Source organism: Paenibacillus sp. 01T47, assembly GCF_056398245.1.
Map to the genome: position 1 here is coordinate 17,963 of NZ_JBFTPA010000017.1, position 19,988 is coordinate 37,950.

Here is a 19,988-nt window from a genome sequence, read left to right on the forward strand (position 1 = left end):
TAATCAATCTATATAAACCGAATTGCCTTGCAAAGAAATGGGAACCATCTAGGTGATAAATGGTATTTATGACTTTTTTTCATTAGATGACCATGCAATAACGAAGATAAACGACACAAGAATATAGGAGATACGATGACTGAGGAAACAGCATTAGATAAAACAGGTTGGAACTTTGACAACAGTTATGCACGGCTGTCGGAAACATTTTTCACAAAAATGAGCCCGCCGCCTGTACACTCTCCGCAGTTGAATATTATGAATGAATCGCTCGCAAAATCACTAGGCTTAAATGTTCAATCACTTCTAAGCCAGGACGGTACTGCTATGCTGTCGGGAAATGAAATTCCCGAAGGCGCTTTGCCGCTTGCTCAAGCTTATGCTGGGCATCAATTTGGACATTTTAACAGATTAGGGGATGGCCGTGCTCTATTGCTGGGTGAACAAATTACGCCTACAGGTGAGAGGTTTGATATTCAGTTTAAAGGTTCTGGCAGAACGCCATACTCCCGCGGAGGCGACGGCCGGGCGTCACTTGGACCTATGCTGCGCGAATATATTATAAGTGAGGCTATGCACGCGCTTGGTATTGCTACCACTCGCAGCCTCGCCGTTGTCACAACTGGCGAGCCTGTATACCGCGAAACGGAGCTGCCGGGTGCAATTCTGACCCGCGTGGCTTCCAGCCATCTGCGCGTTGGCACCTTTCAATACGTTGCCCAGTGGGGTACGGCTGAAGAACTCAGACAACTTGCTGATTACACCTTGCAAAGGCATTACCCAGAGGTTGGCGAAGCTCAAGATCGCTATCTTCGCCTGCTTCAAGAAGTAATTAAGCGTCAGGCAGCGCTAATCGCCAAATGGCAGCTCGTTGGTTTTATCCACGGTGTGATGAATACAGACAATATGTCGATAAGCGGAGAGACCATTGATTATGGCCCTTGCGCCTTTATGGATGCCTATGATCCTGAAACGGTATTCAGCTCCATTGACGTTCATGGCCGTTATGCCTATGGCAACCAACCGCGTATCGCCGCGTGGAATCTCGCTAGATTTGCTGAGGCGCTTTTGCCGCTGCTGCATGACAATGAAGAACAAGCTATAAAACTGGCAGAGAATGCGTTATCTGGATTTGCAGAGTTGTATCACCAGAGCTGGCTTAGTGGAATGAGAGCGAAGCTTGGAATTTTTAATGAGGAGCTTGAGGACGAAGCTCTAATTACAGAATTGCTTCGCATGATGCAGGAGCATGGTGCGGATTACACCAATACCTTCCGCTCGTTCACAATAGATAAACCTGAAGACACAGCTATTTTTGGTACCGAGGGATTTGCACCATGGTATGAGCTGTGGCAGGCGAGACTTGGCAGGCAGCCGGAATCCAAAGCTGCATCTTATCAGTTGATGGGCGCAAGCAACCCTGCGGTAATCCCGCGCAACCTGCGAGTAGAAGAAGCGCTAGAAGCCGCAGTGAAACAAGGCGACAACCGTGTGATGGAGCAGCTTCTGAATGTTCTTTCGAGCCCATACGATCACGCCCGTGAACGGTCTGATCATTACACGTTCCCTGGGGTATCAACTCGTCCATACCAAACTTTTTGCGGTACCTGATATAAAAAAAGCGGCAGCTCACCTCAATGGTCAGCTGCTTTTGTCTGTTCTGTGCTGTTTTTATCATTCAACACGATTTATAGTATAATGATTACTATTATATGGAATGTATAACAGGGAAAGAGGGAACGAATGCCTACTATACTGGTTGCTGATGATGATGCGAACATTCGCGAACTCGTTTGTTTATTTCTACGCAACGACGGATTCGAAACGGCTGAAGCGGGAGACGGCAAGGAAGCACTGGCCGTCTATGCCTCGATGCATATTGATCTTGTCGTACTCGATATTATGATGCCGATTATGGATGGTTGGACGTTGTGCAAGGAGCTCCGAAGAAGCAATCCTGATCTTCCGTTACTTATGCTGACTGCAAGAGGCGAGACATGGGAGAAGGTGAAAGGCTTCCAGCTCGGGACGGATGATTATTTGACGAAACCATTTGATCCATTGGAGCTGACGGCTCGTGTTGGGGCTCTTCTGAAAAGATACCGGATTGGCTCAACGCAGACGATTCGGCTTGGCAGCATCATTCTTGACCGGCAAACCTATAAAGTAATGAGAGGAACGGAATCACTTGCGCTGCCGCTAAAGGAGTTTGAACTCCTTTATAAGCTCGCTGGAACACCTGGACAAATCTATACGCGTGAGCAACTGATCGATCAAATTTGGGGGATCGATTATGCAGGCGACGATCGAACGATAGACGTACATGTTAAACGACTGCGCGAACGCTTCGCGACGACTACCGATTTTCATATCGAGACGGTGCGCGGGCTTGGCTACCGGCTTGAGGTGCACGAATGATCAAATCTTTATATACACGAGTCGTCCTCATTTTTCTAGTCTCCACGATCGGGGGCACGATTATTGCTTTTTTTGTGGCAACTTGGGCATTTGAAGAAAAATTGAGTGAAAACTCGCAAATTTTGATGCGTAATTTTGGACAAGACATCGCGCGAATTTATGAGGCTATCCCCTCACGTGATGCGGACAAGTTCGTAAGTGGAATGAAGCAGCTCAATTCCTATCATATTCGAATTTATGAAACGACGGATCGATTCCAGTCTTTCGGAGCGCTGCACGGGCATAAGCCTGCTGTAATAGCCAAGGAACAAGTAATGAAGGTATTAGCTGGAGAAATGGTTCGGGTTCGTATGAAGGGGGTTACTGTTACTTTCATAGGATTGCCGCTCAAAACAGACATGGGAACGAAAGCGATGTTTGTGGAAGCACTCTCCCCTCCATCTGCTTCTTTTGTATTCAAATGGGGATTATCTTTTGTCGCTTATGCGTTGATTACAGGCAGCTTATTTATTCTAATTGCCTCCATATTTCTAATAAGACCAATCAAAAAGCTGACAAAAGCGACTAGACGGATAGCATCTGGCGATTTCAACGTCAAGCTGAATATTAAACAAACGGGCGAGCTGGGAACGCTGGCTCGAAGCTTCGAAGAAATGATGCATGACCTGCAGCAGTTGGAGCAGATGCGCAGAGAATTCGTAACGAATGTCTCGCACGAAGTTCAGTCTCCGCTCACGTCGATATCCGGCTATGCTATAGCGCTCAAGCAAGCAAATGTTGCGGATAACGATCGAAATCGCTACCTAGATATTATTATTGCTGAAGCTGAACGGATGTCCAAGATGAGTGATAGCCTGCTAAAGCTGAGTTTGCTTGAATCACAGTCACAACAGATGCGGCTGACCGCATTTAGACTTGATGAACAAATAAGACGAATTATCGTCGCGATACAGCCGCAGTGGTCGACTCGCAATATCGATTTCGAGCTCCATTTGCCTACCGTTATTTTTTCAGCTGATCATGATCTGTTAAATCAGGTATGGACGAATATAATCGGCAATAGCATCAAATTTTCGCAGGATGGCGGTATCATTAAAGTGAGTATCAAACAAGATATCAAAAACGTGACCGTCCGAATATCCGATAGCGGCATAGGTATTGCGCCAGAGGATCAGAAGCGTATCTTCGAGCGATTTTTTAAGGCGGATCGCTCCCACAGCCGTAAATATGAAGGCAGCGGAATGGGGCTTGCCATCGTTAAACAGATCGTATCGCTTCATCAAGGTGACATTCGAGTGGAAAGTGAGCCTGGCCGAGGAACGACCTTCATTGTCACCCTGCCAATCATTACTCCGACAGAGTAATTCGATTCGTATTGTATTAGTTGACATCGCTCGTTTACTCTATGCTGCGGCAGCATGTGCAAGCTCTTGGCATGTGTTGCTGCAGCATTTTTTTGTTGTTCATATTCAGTTCATATTGACGTCACGCGGAGTACATCTTCGTCGTATAAGCTTTCTTTAGCGGCCCATTAAGAAAGCCCAACATAGAGTTAATGACAGGAGAAGATGAGAGTGAGCATACGAGAGGTAAAGAAAATGGATTTGGAAACAGGTAAAAAACCAGCCAGTAAAATGAAAAAAATATTGTTCATTTTACTTAAAGTATTAGCAGTAATAGTTATAGCAATCGTCCTTTTTGTAGCTACAGTATTTGTCGTTAATAAGATCAGCAGCAAATCAGAAGAAGGTAAAATAAAACCCTATGGTCAGTCTGTAAAGGTAGACGGGAAAAATATGAATGTTCTGATTCAGGGACAAGGCGAAGAAACAATCGTGCTCCTGCCTGGCCAAGGAACTGCGACACCAGCGCTTGATTTTAAGCCGCTAATTGAAGAGCTGTCGCCATTTTACAAAGTTGTCGTGGTTGAGCCTTTTGGTTATGGATTAAGTGATAGAACCGACAAAGAACGAACCACAGATAATATTGTAGGTGAAGTTCATGAAGCGCTGCAAAGCCTTAATATTGACCGTTTTATTCTAATGGGTCACTCCATTACAGGCATTTACGGACTTGATTATGTGAACAAATATCCAAACGAAGTGAGTGCATTTGTCGGGATCGATACGAGTGTTCCAGCGCAAGGCGGTATGGATAAAAAATTGCCATTAGGAACTTTTAAACTGCTCAAACAATCAGGTTTCGGCAGATTGATGACGAGTTTTGGAGAGGATCCGTTTGCTGGGATGCCATATGATGATGAAACAAAAAAACAAATGAAGATGCTGTCAAACAAAAACATGTTTAATAACACCAGCTTGAATGAATTGGAAAATCTTTATCCCAATTTTGTTGCAGCTCGAAGCTTATCATTCCCAAAAGAACTTCCCCTTATTTTCTTTATACAAGCGAATAATACAGGCGTAAAAGGTTGGATACCGCTGCATGAAGAGCAAATAAAAGATTCTGTTCATGGCAAAGTGATGACCTTTGAAGGTGGTCATTATTTGCACCATACTAAATCAAAAGAAATCGCAGAGAACTTCCGGGCATTTATGGAGCAAGTAAAACAAGACAAGTAGATGATTATTTAGAAGTAGTTGCTGATCAAGAAGATATTGAGCTAAATAAAAAGCGGCAGTCTCGGACGTTGGTAACTCGTCCAGGCTGCCGCTTTTATTTTAGATTATAAACGGATTTTAAAAGATTTTTTCGTAAGCGGATATAGCCACTTTACGCCGCTTGGCGTGAGTGTGTCCGCTACGAGATGAGATAAATAACCGAGCATAGCCACGATCGCGATCCCTTCGATTTGAAGCTGGTTTTCCAGTCCAAGGCCGATATATCCCCAAATTGGGACGGCCCATATTGTATGCGTCATACCGCGGTGCTTCAGCCAAGGCACCCAAGCTGAAAACAGTCCGAAGCCGATGAGCCAGTTCATTTGGTAGTAGTAGCCTGCGTACATCACCGCACAGCCAACTGCGCTGGCAAGTACATTTCGGATCACGCCTTGTTTAGCAACAAGACCCAGCAGGAAGATAGCGGCTGCGACGCCTATGTACACCGGTGATGGAGATTGATCTGTGAAAAAATAATAGGCAACGATTCCGGCTAGCAGGCACCCGGACCAAAGCGTAAGCTCACGAATGAGCTTCGATAGCTTGCTGAGCTTGGTGCTGAGCATGCTTGGTCCGTCAAGATCAGCGCTTAGTGCTGAAAATCCGGCTACGGCAATGTACAAAGCGGCGTGCTCGATCGTAAAGGGATAATAAACAGAAGCGGCTGCGCCAACAGCTGCTCCGATGGCAAGATGGGTCTTTCCTGTCATAATTCCTCCTGTGACTGACTATGCGTGGCATGAAATATGGCAGTCTATTATAGTTGTTCTTTGTTAACTTGCTCGTTTCGAACCATTTGCTCCAGCTTCTCTACCAGCCGATCATGCGCCGGGTCTTTTTTGCCAAAGCCAAATAAACGTTTCCGATTTTGCTGCTTCAGCAGCTGAAGCAAATAGAGCTTTTCTTTTAGAGTAAACATGATGATATTGAACCTCCTTCTGCTTAGGCATGCCAGCTGAGGTTATTCTCTAGCCTCTACGATAGACGCTAGGCGTCATGCCGGTGCACCTTTTGAACAATGCGTTAAAAGAATGAATATCGCGATAGCCAACCATTTCGGCAATGGTACTGATTTTTAGCTGAGAGCCGCGAAGCAGCTCCTGGCTTTTTTGGATACGCAAATTTTGCAAATAACGATGAAAGCTTTGTTTCGTATACTGCTGAAAGAGCCGCTGCAGATGACGCTCGCTCCAGCCGCTTGTTTCGGCCAGCTTGGCTAGGGTCAGCTCCTGCTGGAAACGCTGATCAAGATCATTTAACAGCTTTATAAATTCCAGCTGCTGCGGCGCACGAGCCGTAACTTCCGGATCGCTAGCAACAGAGCGCTGCAGAGTAATGAGCAGTTGGAGCAGCAGCGTATGCAAGTAATCGGACGAGCCGCTCTGAGTCAGTTCAAATTCTCTATGCAAGGATAGAAAGAGCTTCTCAAACTGACTATTTGTATCCATACAAGAATAATAGGGAAAATTGCCGCTTTCCATATCATTAATAAACTGCACGCTGCGATAATCGGAAGCGAATGCACTAAGCTTATGCAGCAGCAATGGAGAAAAGACGCAGTTGAATACGCTTAATGGGTTGCGGGCTTGGTCGGAGGAGATCGGCCTGAACACATGAGAAATACCGATAGGGATGAAAAATACCTGACCTTTCCGCACCTTATGCACCTGATCTCCGATATGGTGATAGCCGGCTCCTTCTGCAATATATACGCATTCGAGAAAATCGTGATCATGATAGGGGCTCATGATGCTTTCGCTTGCACGATTAACATAAAGCAGCTGGTTGTTCTGAAAAAAGTACTCTCCACGGTATGTTTCTACGGGATGGTTCATCGTGAGCTCTCCCTGCGCAAGTTCTACATTTTGTGAAAATGTCCTGTTTGCCGCATGATATTGTCCGTTTTACCCAACATTTTTCAAGCATGCTTTTTTATAATTATAGTGTAAAGCGTTGTGGCAAGGAAGGCGAACACTCAAAAAAAAGGGCGCCAACTCTATTATAAGCTCGGGCAATCAATTAAAAGTTATAAATGATCTTAAGGAGGATTATAGGATGTTTGAAATTAGCGCAGTATATTGTGAATATCAGCAAAACCCAATTGGAATCGGAGTGGCAAAACCTCGTTTAGGATGGAAATTATATTCTGATGAGAGGGCAGTTATTCAAACGGCTTACGAGATTGAGATTGCGGCAGAACCAGACTTTGCATCGATCCTATGGCAGTCAGCACGCGTAAACAGCGAGCAGTCAACGCATGTTGAGCTGGACTCTTTTGTCGGTGAATCCTGTAAACGCTATTATTATCGTGTTCGGGCTTGGAATCAAGATGGAGATGCAACCGCTTGGTCTGCTGTTGCCTTCTGGGAAATGGGACTGCTTAGTCCAGACGAGTGGCTTGGCGACTGGATCGCTGCACCGCTTGCGATGCTGCCAATTGAGGCGGAGCCTAGCCCGCTAATGAGGAGAAGCTTTGAGCTCACAGGCAAAGTGAAGGAAGCGCGGGTTTATGCGACTGCGCTCGGCATATATGAGCTAGAGCTGAACGGGCAGCGAGTTGGCGATAGTTATTTTGCGCCGGGCTGGACGAGTTACAATCATACGCTGCAAACGCAAACTTATGATGTGACTGATCTGCTGAAATTAGGCGGGAATGCAATTGGCGCTTCCCTTGGAAACGGCTGGTACAAAGGGAACTTGGCGTGGGGCAATCAGCGCTGCGTATACGGCGATCGTTTGGCGCTGCTGCTGCAAATGCACATCGTTTACGAGGATGGACGTGAAGAGGTCATTGTATCCGATACGAAGTGGAAGGCTGCGGTCAGTCCAGTTCAGTTCTCGGAAATTTATCATGGCGAAACGTATGATGCACGCCTGGAACAAGAGGGCTGGAGTACAGCCGCTTATGATGACAATGCGAGAGAGTGGCAGGCGGTTGAAGTGGTTCAGCATGAGAAGCATATGCTTAGGCCGCAGGTAAATGAGCCTGTTCGCAAGCAGGAGAGGTTAAAGCCGATTGCTCTGATTACGACACCCAAAGGGGAAACCGTGCTTGATTTTGGCCAAAACATGGTTGGCTGGGTGCAGTTTGCGGTAAAGGGAGAAGCGGGCTCCGAGGTAGCACTGCTGCATGCAGAGGTGCTTGATCAGGAAGGCAATTTCTACACCGAAAACCTGCGTGCGGCAAAACAAATGATTCGATATGTGCTGAAGGGCGGAGAGACTGAAACGTATGAGCCGCGCTTTACGTTTCAAGGCTTTCGATATGTGCAGCTGATTGGCTTCCCTGAAACAGAGAGCATTAAGCTTGATGATTTTACAGGTGTTGTGCTGCATTCGGATATGGAGGAAACCGGTGAGTTTCAGTGCTCTGAACCGCTTGTCAATCAGCTTCAGCATAATATCAAATGGGGCCTCAAGGGGAATTTCCTTGACGTACCGACCGACTGCCCACAGCGGGATGAGCGTCTCGGTTGGACCGGCGATGCGCAAATGTTCATTCAAACGGCATCCTATTTATCAAACGTCGCTCCTTTTTTCACGAAGTGGCTGCGTGATGTAGAGGCGGATCAAGCAGAAGACGGCGGCGTTCCATTCGTGGTTCCTCAGGTGCTGGGCGAGAATGACATGTCCTCGGCAGCATGGGGGGATGCAGCAGTGATTTGCCCTTGGACGTTATATATTTGTTACGGAGACAAACGGATATTAGAAGAGCAATATGACAGCATGCAGGCGTGGGTATCGTATATTCAGAGCCAAGGCGAAAATGAGTTTTTATGGAATACAGGTTTTCACTTCGGGGATTGGCTTGGACTTGATGCCAAGTCGGGCGATTATGTAGGGGCAACGGATCGGGATTTTATCGCGACAGCCTTTTATGCCTACTCGGTATCCATCGTTCAGAAGACGGCAGCTGTGCTCAACAAGGATACAGATGCGAAGAGATACTCGGAACTATACGACAATATTGTAGCAGCGCTTAGAGAAGAGTTTGTAACAGGTGCTGGACGGCTGGCTGTTCCCACGCAAACGGCTCAAGTGTTAGCCTTGATGTTTGGACTCTTGGATGAAGCAGCAGAGAAACGCGCTATTGCCAAGCTGACAGAGCTGATTGAGCAAAGCAAAGACCATCTGACGACAGGTTTTGTCGGTACTCCTTACTTGAACCATGTGCTTAGTGCTTTTGGTAAAAACGACGTGGCGTATAGGCTGCTTCTTCAGCAAACCTATCCATCCTGGCTGTACCCTGTGACCAAAGGCGCTACGACGATTTGGGAGCATTGGGACGGTATCAAGGAAGACGGAAGCTTCTGGAGCAAGGATATGAACTCATTTAATCATTATGCGTACGGAGCGATTGGCGATTGGATGTACCGGACGGTAGCGGGCATTCAAACGGTGGAAGCTGCTCCTGGCTATAAACGAATCGTCATCGCACCGCTTCCGGGCGAAGGGCTGACGTGGGCGGAAGGGAAGATTGAGACGGTATATGGCTCAGTTAGCTCAAAATGGTCCAAATCGGAAGAGGGGCACTTCACGCTTGATGTGACAATTCCTTCGAATACCACTGCGGAAATTCGTTTGCCAGGTGCGGAATCGGGAACGAAGGTAACGGAGAGTGGCGGGTTGCTTGCCGAAAGTGCGGGAATAACATCAGCAGCTGAGACCGAGGCAGGCGTTACGATACAAGCAGGGTCTGGCAGCTATCGATTTGCTTGGTAGATCAGTGCAAGCTGCAAGCAGGTATTTCAAATTCACCCCATCAACCGAAACATGTTATAATATGCTTTAGGATGAATAGGGTTGGTGGGATGATGATGGATAATCAAGTTGTCGCAGCATGTGATGATTCGTGCGCAGGCTCTGAGGTAAACATAGAGAATGTTAGAAGCAAAATGATTAATGAAACAACAGCTGCTCAGTTGGCTGATTTGTTCAAGGCGCTTGGCGATCCCACGCGAGTGAAGATTATCCATGCGCTAGTGCAGTCTGAACTTTGCGTTCATGATTTGACTGAGGTGCTCTCCATGGGGCAATCGGCGGTTTCTCATCAGCTACGGCTGCTGCGAAACATGCGTATCGTCAAGCGCAGGAAAGTCGGGAAAACCGTCTTTTATTCGCTCGATGATGATCATGTAGAACAAGTCTTTATGCTGACGCTTCAGCATTTGAAGCATGAATAATATATCAAACAAAAGCTGCTCTTCACGGTTAGCAACCATGGGGAGCAGCTTTTGTTTTATTCAAATGGATTTTATTGATTTTTAGTAAAATTAAAGTATAATTTTACTTATCGTCACGGGTTAGCAGGAAGGAAAGGTAATATGGCTACAATTAAAGAGATTGCATTAAAAGCAAAGGTTTCAATTGCGACCGTGTCGCGGGTGCTTAATTATGATCCAGCCATATCGGTTGCAGATGAGACACGCAAACGTATATTTGAAATCGCGCAGCAATTGAATTACAAGACGCTGCGCCAACGTAACGGTGCGGGGCTTAAAGAGCGTTACCGGGTTGGTCTTGTGAACTGGTATTCTGATCAAGAGGAAATGCTTGATCCTTATTACATGGCCATTCGGCTAGGAATCGAGCGAGAGTGCTTCCATAGAAATATGGATTTGGTAAAATTGTTTATGCAAGTCCACTCTGACGAGAAAGATTGGCGAGGCGAGTCGTTTGATGGCATCATCGCAATCGGGCGCTTCGAGAAAGAGGATCTGAACCGTTTTCCAGAGGGGCTGGAGCTTATTGTGTTCGTTGATTCTTCCCCAGATGACAATCGATTTGATTCTGTTGTAATTGATATAGGAAAGTCGGTTTCAGAAGTGATTGATTATCTAACTCGCCTTGGCCACACAGAAATCGGTTATATTGGCGGGCATAACTTAGTAAATAATAAGCGTGTGCGTGATGAGCGTGAGCATGTTTTTATAGAACGAATGACTGATAAAGGGCTGTATGATGCAGAACTTGTTTATACGGGAGAGCATTTGTATTCCGAAGACGGATATAAGCTGATGCAGCAAGCGATAAAAGCGAATAAAGTGCCAACCGCTTTTTTTATCGAAAATGATTCTATGGCCGTCGGCGCCCTCCGAGCACTCCATGAAGCGAAGCTTCGGGTGCCAGAAGATATTTCAATTGTTGGCTACAATGATATCGCAATTTCAGCCTTTTTGCAGCCGCCGCTTACGACGGTTAAGGTGCATATGGAGTATATGGGCGAGACGGCTGTTGAGCTGCTTGCTGATCGTCTGGCTTCAAAGCGGGATATTGCGAAAAAGATCGTATTGCCGACCAAGCTGCAGGAACGCGAGAGCAGCATTAAACGAGTGAAGCGCTGAATAAAGCAGCCGCTAAGACGAGTACAATCCAAGCATTCGAGCGGAGGTGGCAAGATGTCGATGTTGCTAAACGGGCAAAACGTATTACCGGCAGTGCATAAGCTGAAGGATGTGGAAGCGGTGCTTGCCTCGCCTTTTTCATACATGGTGCTCCTTGGTGGGCATTTGGGGCAATTAAAGCATATCGTTGACTTGGCGAGTCAGCATAACAAAAAGGTACTGCTGCATGCCGATTTGATCGATGGCTTGAAAAACGATGAATACGCGGCAGAGTTTCTATGCCAGTCTATTAGGCCTGCAGGCATTATCTCGACGCGTTCCAGCGTTATTGGTCGTACGAAGCAGAATGGACTGATTGCCATTCAGCGATTATTTCTTATTGATTCGGATGCTTTGGAGAGAAGTTATACGGTGCTGGACAAAAATCGTCCTGATTTCATTGAGGTACTGCCGGGTGTTATACCGGATATTATAAGTGAAGTGAAACAGCGGAGCGGCATTCCGATTATAGCGGGAGGACTAATTCGTACGGAGGCGCATGTCAGCCAGGCGCTTGAAGCGGGAGCTTCGGCGATAACGACATCACGGAAAGAGCTGTGGAAGCTAGGAAAATAAGCGGAATCTGACAAGTGAAGGAGGGGTTCAAGTGGAAACGTATATGTTATCGCTCGATCAGGGCACAACCAGCACGCGCGCGCTGCTCGTGGATAAGAGTGGAACCATTGTAGATATAGCAAGAGAAGAGCTTCCGCTGTCTTACCCGCATGCAGGATGGGTAGAAGCAGATGCTATGTTTATATGGCAGTCGACGAAAAAGGTAATGGCAGAGCTGCTGGCCAAAACAGGCATTACCGCTGAGCAAATTGCTGGAATCGGTATTACGAATCAACGGGAAACAACCGTTGTCTGGGACAAAACGACGGGTCAACCGATTCATAACGCGATCGTATGGCAATCCCGCCAAACGGCGGAAATTAGTGATGGTCTTAAGAAAAGCGGTTATGAGCAACAGTTTCATGAGAAGACGGGCCTGCTCATTGATGCTTATTTCTCAGGCACGAAGGTGAGTTGGCTGCTTGAGCATGTGGAGGGCGCACGCGAGCGTGCTGAGAAAGGCGAGCTGCTCTTTGGCACGATTGATACGTGGCTGATCTGGAATTTAACCGGCGGACAGGTGCATGTAACGGATGTTTCGAATGCTTCTAGAACGCTTATGTTCAACATCCATGAGCGGAGCTGGGACGTTGAGCTTCTGCATATTTTGAACATTCCTAAAGCGATGCTGCCGGAGGTTCGATCTTCCTCTGAAGTTTACGGACATGTGGTTGATGAAATAGTCGGACGCAAAATTCCTGTTGCAGGAGCAGCTGGTGATCAGCAAGCAGCTTTGTTTGGTCAAAATGCTTATGCAGAAGGAAATACAAAAAACACATATGGTACGGGATGCTTCATGTTAATGAATACGGGCACCAAAGCAATCGTCTCCGAGAAGGGGCTGCTCACCACGATTGCGTGGGAGGTTGATGGCAAGCTGGAGTATGCGCTTGAAGGCAGCGTATTTGTGGCAGGTGCTGCGATTCAGTGGCTTAGAGATGGTCTAGAGCTCATTGAATCGGCTTCCGAGACGGAAGCTCTGGCGGAGCAGGTGGAGTCCTCGGACGGCGTTTATGTCGTGCCGGCATTTGTTGGACTCGGTACGCCGTACTGGAATAGCGATGTTAGAGGAGCCGTATTTGGACTCACGCGGAGGACATCCAAGGCACATTTTGTCCGTGCAGTATTAGAGTCGCTGGCTTACCAGACCAAAGATGTTCTCTCCGTTATGGAGGAGGAATCAGGTTTGCCGCTGGAGTCGCTTTGTGTAGACGGCGGAGCCGTTGCCAACAACATGCTTATGCAATTCCAAAGTGATCTGCTTGGCGTTCCCGTGGAGCGTCCAGTAGTAAATGAATCTACAGCACTTGGAGCTGCATATTTAGCCGGACTTGCGGTAGGCTTCTGGCAAAACCGCGAGGAGCTGGCTAAGCTGAGACAGGTAGATAGAGTATTTAAGCCTGCTATGGAAGAGGAGACACGTACCGATTTATACAGCGGATGGCATCGTGCAGTCCGAGCGGCCATGGCTTTCGCGCAATAATTATGCTATACTAATGGCAAGTTAATAACGGTTGGAGATCTGGAGAAACCACGAGAACCGCTTCCACACCCTTTTTAGGGATTGGGGAGCGGTTTGAGTGGTTTTTTTGTTTATTTAGATTCATTCATGAGTAATGAACTGTAAATGGCAGAACAATAATAAATAGACAATCGGGAGGAAATAATGATGACCATTCATAATAAAGAAATATTTGCCGCCCAAAATCGTGAGCAAGTACTGAAGCAGATGCAGCAATCACAGCTGGATGTACTCGTCATAGGTGGAGGAATTACTGGCGCGGGCATTGCGCTTGATGCTGCTGCGCGCGGTATGAAAGTGGCTTTAGTGGAGATGCAGGATTTTGCAGCTGGGACCTCTAGCCGTTCGACGAAGCTGGTCCATGGCGGTTTGCGTTACTTGAAGCAGCTAGAGATTGGTGTCGTAGCCGAGGTTGGCAAGGAGCGGGCAATCGTATATGAGAACGGGCCGCATGTTACGACACCGGAATGGATGCTGCTTCCGCTTTATAAGGGCGGCACCTTCGGTAAATTCTCAACATCGATTGGTTTGCGCGTTTACGATTTTCTAGCTGGCGTCAAACGAAAAGAGCGCCGGATGATGCTGAACGTAGAGGATACGCTGTTTAAGGAACCTCTTTTGAAGCGGGATGGCTTAAAGGGCAGCGGATATTATGTGGAATACCGTACCGATGATGCACGGCTAACGATAGAAGTGATGAAGAAAGCGGTAGAAACCGGCGCATTGTCGGTGAACTATGCCAAGGTAGAGACGCTTCGTTATGGCAAAGACGGTAAAATAACAGGCACGTTGGTTAAAGATTTGATTAACGGCGCTGAATATGAGTTGAAGGCAACTAAAGTCATTAATGCTACGGGCCCTTGGGTCGATGATATTCGTCAAATTGATGGATCGAAGAAGGGGAAAACGCTCCGTCTGACAAAAGGCGTTCATGTGGTCTTCGACCAGAGTCGTTTCCCATTGCGCCAAGCCGTCTACTTCGATACGCCGGATGGCCGCATGGTATTCGCGATTCCGCGCGCCGGAAAAACGTATTTTGGTACGACGGATACCAACTATAAGGGCAATACCGTCAATCCAGTGATGACGCTGGAGGATCGCACTTATTTGCTGCAAGCTGTTAACTTTATGTTCCCAGATCTGAAGCTTGTAGAAGCAGATGTGGAATCAAGCTGGGCAGGCCTTCGCCCGCTTATACAGCAAGAAGGAAAATCGCCTTCGGAAATATCGCGTCGTGATGAGATTTTTGTATCGGATTCCGGACTGATTTCGATTGCGGGCGGCAAGTTGACGGGTTATCGCAAGATGGCTGAAACCGTTGTAGATAAAGTAGTTGAACTGCTCGGGCAGGAGGGCGGCAGCAAAGCTTTTGCCAAAAGCGAAACCAAGACGATTACGATGTCAGGCGGGGACTTAGGCGGTTCAAAAGGTTTTGAGCCTTTTGTTCAGAAGAAATCAGCAGAGGGAGCACATTATGGCTTCAGCAAGGAAGAGTCTGCTTTTCTGGCGCAGCGTTATGGCTCAAACGTGGATCAGCTGTTCTCACTGGCGCAAAGCACAGGCGCTTGGGCGGAAACCTTTGAATTGCCGCTCATACTAGCGGTACAGCTTCGTTACGCCATAGAGGCGGAAATGACAGTGAAGCCAACCGATTTCTTTATTCGCCGCACGGGTGATTTGTTTTTCCGAATTGGATATGTTCAGCAGTGGAAAACACAGGTCATAGCCGCGATGGCGAATCGTCTTCAGTGGAACGATGAGCAGCGGACTGCTTATACATTGGAGCTGGAAGAAAAGCTGGTTGAAGCAGTAGAGCCGCTGAAAGGCTAAACTGCTTCGATATTCGTTAGATCACCGGAATCCGATAGAAATGGAGGTGCAGAGATGCGCCTCTTTTTTTTGTGCGTAAAAGTTGTTGCAACATTAGCATAAATTACATATAATAAATTTAATAACATATGAGCATGTATTCATATGTTATAGAAATTCGATTGCATTCATGAAATAGTTGGTTTAGAAGCAAACTAATAGAGTCTGTTGGAATGGATTGGGGGAGAGAACTATGAACGGATCACAAAGCGAGAAACTAGGGGAAAATTTAAAAACAGCAGCCATTGCGGAAAACCATCAACATGATCATGGAGATGGAGCATGCGACCATAACCATGAACAGAAAGCAGCTAAACATTCGCATGGGAATCACAGCCATCACGGTCACCACCATGGTCACTCGCATGGTCATGGTCATCATGGACATTCTCATGCTCCGAATAACAAAGCGGGACTGCTGATCGCACTTATTATTACAGCAGGTATTATGGTTCTGGAATTTGTAGGGGGACTTGTGACGAACTCGTTGGCGCTATTGTCTGATTCAGGGCATATGCTGAGCGATACGGCGGCACTGGCGTTAAGCTTGGCAGCAATGTGGATTGCCGTGCGTCCATCTTCTTCTAACCGCACTTATGGATTTCATCGTTTTGAAATATTGGCAGCCTTGTTTAATGGCATTACACTGTTCGTTATCGCCGCGTTTATCATTGCGGAGGCAATCAAGCGGTTCGGTGAACCGCCGACCGTCGCGAGCGGGTCGATGATGATTATAGCTGGTATCGGTTTGCTGGCTAATATAGCAAGTGCATGGTTTCTTATGCGGAAGGCGGATGTGAAGGACAATCTAAATGTTCGCAGTGCATATCTTCATGTCATCGGAGATGCCATTGGTTCGGTAGGCGCGATCATTGCCGGCATTTTGATGTATTCATTTTCGTGGTATATCGCTGATCCAATCATTAGTGTAGTGGTTGCTCTTCTTATTTTGCGAAGCGCATGGGGAGTGATTAAATCAACCGTTCATATTCTGATGGAGGGAACGCCAGCTCATGTGAATGCTGAGCAGGTTAAAGAAGCACTGCTAGACATTCAAGGTGTCAAAGACGTTCACGATCTTCATATTTGGACGATAACATCGGGAATAGACTCCTTAAGCTGCCATCTTATTGTTGAGGATGAGAAGGATTGCCAAGTGATTCTTCAGGAAGCGATTCAACATCTAGCCGACAGGTTCCAAATTGATCATTCGACGATTCAAATCGAGAAATCGCAATTGAAGCACTCTGCTTGCAAGGTATAGATCCGATTATCGTAAAATAGGGCTGTCACTTCAGTAGGATGATCTACTTTTGTGACAGCCCTATTTTTTAGCTTATGATTACGACTAGGCTGCTTCCACAGCTGATTTCGATTTATACACTTGGGAGCCGATTAAGAAGGACACAACGCCCCATGTGACCATAATGCCAATACCGATCCAGAATGAGGTTGAAACGATCCCGGAATTGTATATGAGACCATCCCGCATGCCCTCCACGAAGTAAGTAAGCGGCAAAATTTGTGCAATCGGCTGCAGCCAGTTTGGCATGATTTCGAGTGGGATAAATACACCGCTAAGAAACATCATGAGCATGCTGGTAATGTTGGATATCCCCATATAAGCTTCTATAGATTTACTGAAGGAAGAGAATAAATAACCCATCGCATTAAATACGAGTGCGCCTGCAAAGAAAGCAATAACTAAGCTTAATACATTAATATGAAGATTTGCGCCAAAACCGAATACGCCAATCAATGTTAAAATAATGATTTGAAAAACGCCGAGCAACAGCTTTACAATTACGCCTGCCAGCCCGTAAAGGCCCATTTTTGCTGGCGTCATGCGAAGCCGCTTCATCAGTCCCTTTCTGCGCATCTCAACTAGACTGACCATGCCGAACAGACCACCCTGCGCGAGTGTTAGACCGATCATGCCTGTCAGCAGGAAGTCCGCGTAATTCAAATCCTCGGAGCCTTGCGAAATGGATTGTCTAGTTAAGCTGAATGTTGGCGTAGCTTTGGCAACGGTCCAATTCGTCTGTTGAATAAATTGATCCAAAATGCCGGCAATAGCCTGGGTGGTAGCGCCTTGCTCATTGGCTTTGTTTACAACGAGCTGCATTGTCGTGGAGCTATCGGATTCAGGCAAAATAATGAGCGCATCGATATCTTGTTTCTCAATGAGCGTATTGCCGGCTTCCTTCGTGATTGGCTGCTCTTCTTTGAACTCGAATACCGGGATTTGGCGCAGCTGCTCAAGCAGCATGCTCGAATTGGCATTCGGCTGTGAATCAACAACGGCAATTGTAGCTTTAAAGCTATCGGGTGAGCCTCCGCCAAAAATGACCATAAACAATACCATTAAAATTATCGGAAAAAAGATGTTCCAAAACCATACTTGTTTTTCGCGAAACATCATTTTGACCTGGGCGCTAAACATTTTGGAAAATTGTTTGGTGCTGTTCATTTAATTTAATCCCTCCATTCCTTGCCGGTGAAGGCAATGAATACATCTTCCAGGCTCATTTCACGAATAGAAATTTGCTCGACGCGGAAGCCGCGATCCTTTGTAAATCCAAACAGCTCATACAATGTTTCTTCAGGCTGGGTCGTCCATAGCTGGAGCGAAGCGCCTTCGCGATTCGTTCGGACGACAGCATGGTGGAGTGTAGCGACTTTCTCAGTCTCAAGAGCTGCCTCAGCGCCATCAATAAAGGTAAGTCTGACCTCTCGTTCCTTCGTGAGCCGATCAATTAAAGCAGCTGGAGTATCTAATGTGACGATTTTCCCTTGATCAACAATGCATACACGGTCACTCAGCTTTTCCGCCTCTTCCATGTAATGGGTAGTAAGGATGGTTGTTTTGCCTAGCTCCTTCAGCTTAAGAATAATGTCCCATATATTTCGTCTTGCCTGCGGATCAAGTCCTGTTGTAGGCTCATCTAAAAAAATGATCGTAGGGTCATTAATCATGGCGAGTCCGATGGCAAGCCGTTGTTTCTGTCCGCCGGAGAGCTTCCTAACCTGCTTGCTGCGCTGATCAGTGAGATTAATCATTTCGAGCACTTCTGCTGCTGGCCGGGATTTTGGATAAAAGGTAGCGAACAAATCTAAATTTTCTTCTACCGTCAATAAATCGAACAAAGCGCTGGATTGAGGCTGAACACCGATGGACACCTTGATTTGTTCACTATTTTTTGTCCAATTCAGAGAACCGAATTCGATTTGGCCGGAATCAGGATTTTGCAGCCCTTCAATCATTTCAAGCGTAGTCGTTTTTCCTGCGCCGTTTGGACCGATGATGGTGAACACTTCTCCAGCCTCGACGGTGAAGCTAATGCCAGCTACAGCGCTGACTGATCCAAAGCTCTTTTGTAAATTACGCACTTCTAATACGGGCATTATGTAACCTCCTAAAGTTTTTGTGGAGCAAAAACTGACTTCGAAAGCATACGCTTTGTTTTTGTGAAGCAAAACTCACTTCGAAAGCATACGCTTTGTTTTTGTAATGTAAGGTTTCCGATTTGATTGATCTGCTACAATAATTTTAACCGTATCCATTTTATGAGAGTACCGTCTTAAGCATGCTTCGGACTCGGTCTTAAGGCGGAGGCTGGAATGGTTTGGAGGTTTTGACAACGATCAGCGTGTTGAATCTCCTGTCGAAGCTAGAGGAACATCGAGCAATTGCAAGGCTAGTTTTACACTTGGATGGTCGCGATTGTCTGTTAAATAGAGAGCATAGGCCCTCGTAACTGGAAAAGGCAATTCGCAGCGCAGTTCATATAAACGGTGATCATCTAGAAAAGGCTGCGCAATAGATCGGGGAAGGAAGCCAAATCCTGCTCCTTGCAAAAGCAATGTGAGCATTATGGTGGAGTGGTCGGTTTCAAAAGTAGGCAGATAACCTTCCCCAACGATCGAACGAAACCAATCTGGAAACGGATATCCCCACTCGATGTGACAATATTGTCCCGAGAAGAAGTCTGTTTTCGTAAACAAGTTAGAACTATTTTGAGAAGAAACAAGAATAATTTCGTCCTCAAATAGGAAATGTTTAGTAACATTAGGGCGATCAAGAGGGTCGTATCGAATTGCTACTTGTACAACGCCATCGAGTAAAAGATCGCGAATCATATAGCTGGAATCGATGTAGCTCAGAAATTTAATAGCCACCTTCGGGTGTGCTTGCCTAAACGAAACGATATGCTGCAAATAATAGTAATGCCAAACAGAGCCAGGTCCGCTCATGACGATATAGTTTTCTAATCCTTCGGATAACGTTACCTTGCTTTCTTCAAACAGCAGCAGCATCCTCTCGGCATAAGGGAGGAAATGGATGCCTGCCTGCGTTAAGCTTACATTCCGATTATCACGTAGAAACAGCGGCTTTCCGACGGACTGTTCCAGCGCTTTTATTCTTGCTGTAACAGCAGATTGCGAAATATGCAAATACTCTGCGGCCCTTGTGAAATTGCGAATTTTGCACACGGATAAGAAAGCCTCTAACTGTGGAATATCCATAGCTGCACCTCAACTAATTTGAAATATGAATCA

At 46.4% G+C, this 19,988-nt stretch carries 17 protein-coding genes; 11 read left to right on the plus strand and 6 right to left on the minus strand.

Annotated features, from left to right (window positions below; genetic code table 11):
- Nucleotides 1-135: 135 nt before the first annotated feature.
- From AC1DOV_RS26065 to AC1DOV_RS26080, 4 genes are all read left to right on the plus strand, one after another.
- Entirely contained in the window at nucleotides 136-1,611 is a 1,476-nt protein-coding gene (locus AC1DOV_RS26065; RefSeq protein ID WP_477551384.1) for a protein adenylyltransferase SelO, read from the plus strand.
- A gap of 132 nt (nucleotides 1,612-1,743) precedes the next feature.
- Nucleotides 1,744-2,418 carry a response regulator transcription factor gene (locus tag AC1DOV_RS26070; RefSeq protein WP_339204952.1) on the plus strand — a complete coding sequence of 225 codons (675 nt, stop codon included), beginning with the start codon at nucleotides 1,744-1,746 and terminating at the stop codon, nucleotides 2,416-2,418.
- A complete protein-coding gene (locus AC1DOV_RS26075) occupies nucleotides 2,415-3,782 on the plus strand; it encodes a sensor histidine kinase (RefSeq protein ID WP_477551385.1) in 1,368 nt (455 codons plus the stop codon). Before AC1DOV_RS26070 ends, AC1DOV_RS26075 begins: the two co-directional genes overlap by 4 nt.
- Nucleotides 3,783-4,016: 234 nt before the next feature.
- Complete coding sequence (locus tag AC1DOV_RS26080; protein ID WP_477551386.1) at nucleotides 4,017-5,000, plus strand: alpha/beta hydrolase; 984 nt, start codon at nucleotides 4,017-4,019, stop codon at nucleotides 4,998-5,000.
- A gap of 104 nt (nucleotides 5,001-5,104) precedes the next feature.
- Here the strand turns inward: AC1DOV_RS26080 and AC1DOV_RS26085 are convergent, their stop codons facing one another.
- The 3 genes from AC1DOV_RS26085 to AC1DOV_RS26095 are packed head-to-tail and all read right to left on the minus strand — an operon-like array spanning nucleotide 5,105 to nucleotide 6,874.
- Nucleotides 5,105-5,749: a metal-dependent hydrolase gene (locus tag AC1DOV_RS26085; protein WP_076267236.1), complete on the minus strand. Its 645-nt coding sequence runs from the start codon at nucleotides 5,747-5,749 to the stop codon at nucleotides 5,105-5,107.
- A 47-nt stretch (nucleotides 5,750-5,796) separates the two neighbouring features.
- On the minus strand, nucleotides 5,797-5,958 hold the full coding sequence (locus AC1DOV_RS26090) for a hypothetical protein (protein WP_339204950.1): 162 nt from the start codon (nucleotides 5,956-5,958) through the stop codon (nucleotides 5,797-5,799).
- A gap of 49 nt (nucleotides 5,959-6,007) precedes the next feature.
- Nucleotides 6,008-6,874 (minus strand): helix-turn-helix domain-containing protein, encoded by an 867-nt coding sequence (locus AC1DOV_RS26095; protein WP_477510343.1) that lies wholly within the window; start codon nucleotides 6,872-6,874, stop codon nucleotides 6,008-6,010.
- A 220-nt stretch (nucleotides 6,875-7,094) separates the two neighbouring features.
- Between AC1DOV_RS26095 and AC1DOV_RS26100 the strand changes: the two genes are divergently transcribed.
- The 7 genes from AC1DOV_RS26100 to AC1DOV_RS26130 all read left to right on the plus strand — a co-directional run bounded on the left by AC1DOV_RS26100 (nucleotide 7,095) and on the right by AC1DOV_RS26130 (nucleotide 16,692).
- Nucleotides 7,095-9,761: a family 78 glycoside hydrolase catalytic domain gene (locus tag AC1DOV_RS26100; protein ID WP_477551387.1), complete on the plus strand. Its 2,667-nt coding sequence runs from the start codon at nucleotides 7,095-7,097 to the stop codon at nucleotides 9,759-9,761.
- Nucleotides 9,762-9,853: 92 nt separating this feature from the next.
- Entirely contained in the window at nucleotides 9,854-10,222 is a 369-nt protein-coding gene (locus AC1DOV_RS26105; RefSeq protein WP_372238973.1) for an ArsR/SmtB family transcription factor, read from the plus strand.
- Nucleotides 10,223-10,363: 141 nt separating this feature from the next.
- Nucleotides 10,364-11,383, plus strand: coding sequence for a LacI family DNA-binding transcriptional regulator (locus AC1DOV_RS26110; RefSeq protein WP_477551388.1), 1,020 nt, complete (start codon nucleotides 10,364-10,366; stop codon nucleotides 11,381-11,383).
- Nucleotides 11,384-11,443: 60 nt separating this feature from the next.
- Complete coding sequence (locus tag AC1DOV_RS26115; protein WP_430063306.1) at nucleotides 11,444-11,998, plus strand: glycerol-3-phosphate responsive antiterminator; 555 nt, start codon at nucleotides 11,444-11,446, stop codon at nucleotides 11,996-11,998.
- A gap of 31 nt (nucleotides 11,999-12,029) precedes the next feature.
- The gene (glpK, locus tag AC1DOV_RS26120) at nucleotides 12,030-13,520 is read left to right on the plus strand and encodes a glycerol kinase GlpK (RefSeq protein ID WP_477551389.1); all 1,491 of its coding nucleotides are present in this window, start codon (nucleotides 12,030-12,032) and stop codon (nucleotides 13,518-13,520) included.
- A 186-nt stretch (nucleotides 13,521-13,706) separates the two neighbouring features.
- Complete coding sequence (locus AC1DOV_RS26125; RefSeq protein ID WP_477551449.1) at nucleotides 13,707-15,389, plus strand: glycerol-3-phosphate dehydrogenase/oxidase; 1,683 nt, start codon at nucleotides 13,707-13,709, stop codon at nucleotides 15,387-15,389.
- A 232-nt stretch (nucleotides 15,390-15,621) separates the two neighbouring features.
- Nucleotides 15,622-16,692: a cation diffusion facilitator family transporter gene (locus AC1DOV_RS26130; RefSeq protein WP_477551390.1), complete on the plus strand. Its 1,071-nt coding sequence runs from the start codon at nucleotides 15,622-15,624 to the stop codon at nucleotides 16,690-16,692.
- An 84-nt stretch (nucleotides 16,693-16,776) separates the two neighbouring features.
- On the opposite strand, the gene AC1DOV_RS26135 is transcribed toward AC1DOV_RS26130, so the two are convergent.
- From AC1DOV_RS26135 to AC1DOV_RS26145, 3 genes are all read right to left on the minus strand, one after another.
- Entirely contained in the window at nucleotides 16,777-17,898 is a 1,122-nt protein-coding gene (locus AC1DOV_RS26135) for an ABC transporter permease (protein WP_441880674.1), read from the minus strand.
- A gap of 5 nt (nucleotides 17,899-17,903) precedes the next feature.
- On the minus strand, nucleotides 17,904-18,833 hold the full coding sequence (locus AC1DOV_RS26140) for an ABC transporter ATP-binding protein (protein ID WP_477551391.1): 930 nt from the start codon (nucleotides 18,831-18,833) through the stop codon (nucleotides 17,904-17,906).
- 240 nt (nucleotides 18,834-19,073) lie between these two features.
- Nucleotides 19,074-19,955, minus strand: coding sequence for a LysR family transcriptional regulator (locus AC1DOV_RS26145; protein ID WP_477551392.1), 882 nt, complete (start codon nucleotides 19,953-19,955; stop codon nucleotides 19,074-19,076).
- Nucleotides 19,956-19,988 lie beyond the last annotated feature (33 nt).

Coding starts and splice junctions, on each gene's coding strand:
- AC1DOV_RS26065 (WP_477551384.1), top strand. CDS start 136: ATGACTGAGGAAACAGCATTAGATAAAACAGGTTGGAACTTTGACAAC.
- AC1DOV_RS26070 (WP_339204952.1), top strand. CDS start 1,744: ATGCCTACTATACTGGTTGCTGATGATGATGCGAACATTCGCGAACTC.
- AC1DOV_RS26075 (WP_477551385.1), top strand. CDS start 2,415: ATGATCAAATCTTTATATACACGAGTCGTCCTCATTTTTCTAGTCTCC.
- AC1DOV_RS26080 (WP_477551386.1), top strand. CDS start 4,017: ATGGATTTGGAAACAGGTAAAAAACCAGCCAGTAAAATGAAAAAAATA.
- AC1DOV_RS26085 (WP_076267236.1), bottom strand. CDS start 5,749: ATGACAGGAAAGACCCATCTTGCCATCGGAGCAGCTGTTGGCGCAGCC.
- AC1DOV_RS26090 (WP_339204950.1), bottom strand. CDS start 5,958: ATGTTTACTCTAAAAGAAAAGCTCTATTTGCTTCAGCTGCTGAAGCAG.
- AC1DOV_RS26095 (WP_477510343.1), bottom strand. CDS start 6,874: ATGAACCATCCCGTAGAAACATACCGTGGAGAGTACTTTTTTCAGAAC.
- AC1DOV_RS26100 (WP_477551387.1), top strand. CDS start 7,095: ATGTTTGAAATTAGCGCAGTATATTGTGAATATCAGCAAAACCCAATT.
- AC1DOV_RS26105 (WP_372238973.1), top strand. CDS start 9,854: ATGATGGATAATCAAGTTGTCGCAGCATGTGATGATTCGTGCGCAGGC.
- AC1DOV_RS26110 (WP_477551388.1), top strand. CDS start 10,364: ATGGCTACAATTAAAGAGATTGCATTAAAAGCAAAGGTTTCAATTGCG.
- AC1DOV_RS26115 (WP_430063306.1), top strand. CDS start 11,444: ATGTTGCTAAACGGGCAAAACGTATTACCGGCAGTGCATAAGCTGAAG.
- AC1DOV_RS26125 (WP_477551449.1), top strand. CDS start 13,707: ATGACCATTCATAATAAAGAAATATTTGCCGCCCAAAATCGTGAGCAA.
- AC1DOV_RS26130 (WP_477551390.1), top strand. CDS start 15,622: ATGAACGGATCACAAAGCGAGAAACTAGGGGAAAATTTAAAAACAGCA.
- AC1DOV_RS26135 (WP_441880674.1), bottom strand. CDS start 17,898: ATGAACAGCACCAAACAATTTTCCAAAATGTTTAGCGCCCAGGTCAAA.
- AC1DOV_RS26140 (WP_477551391.1), bottom strand. CDS start 18,833: ATGCCCGTATTAGAAGTGCGTAATTTACAAAAGAGCTTTGGATCAGTC.
- AC1DOV_RS26145 (WP_477551392.1), bottom strand. CDS start 19,955: ATGGATATTCCACAGTTAGAGGCTTTCTTATCCGTGTGCAAAATTCGC.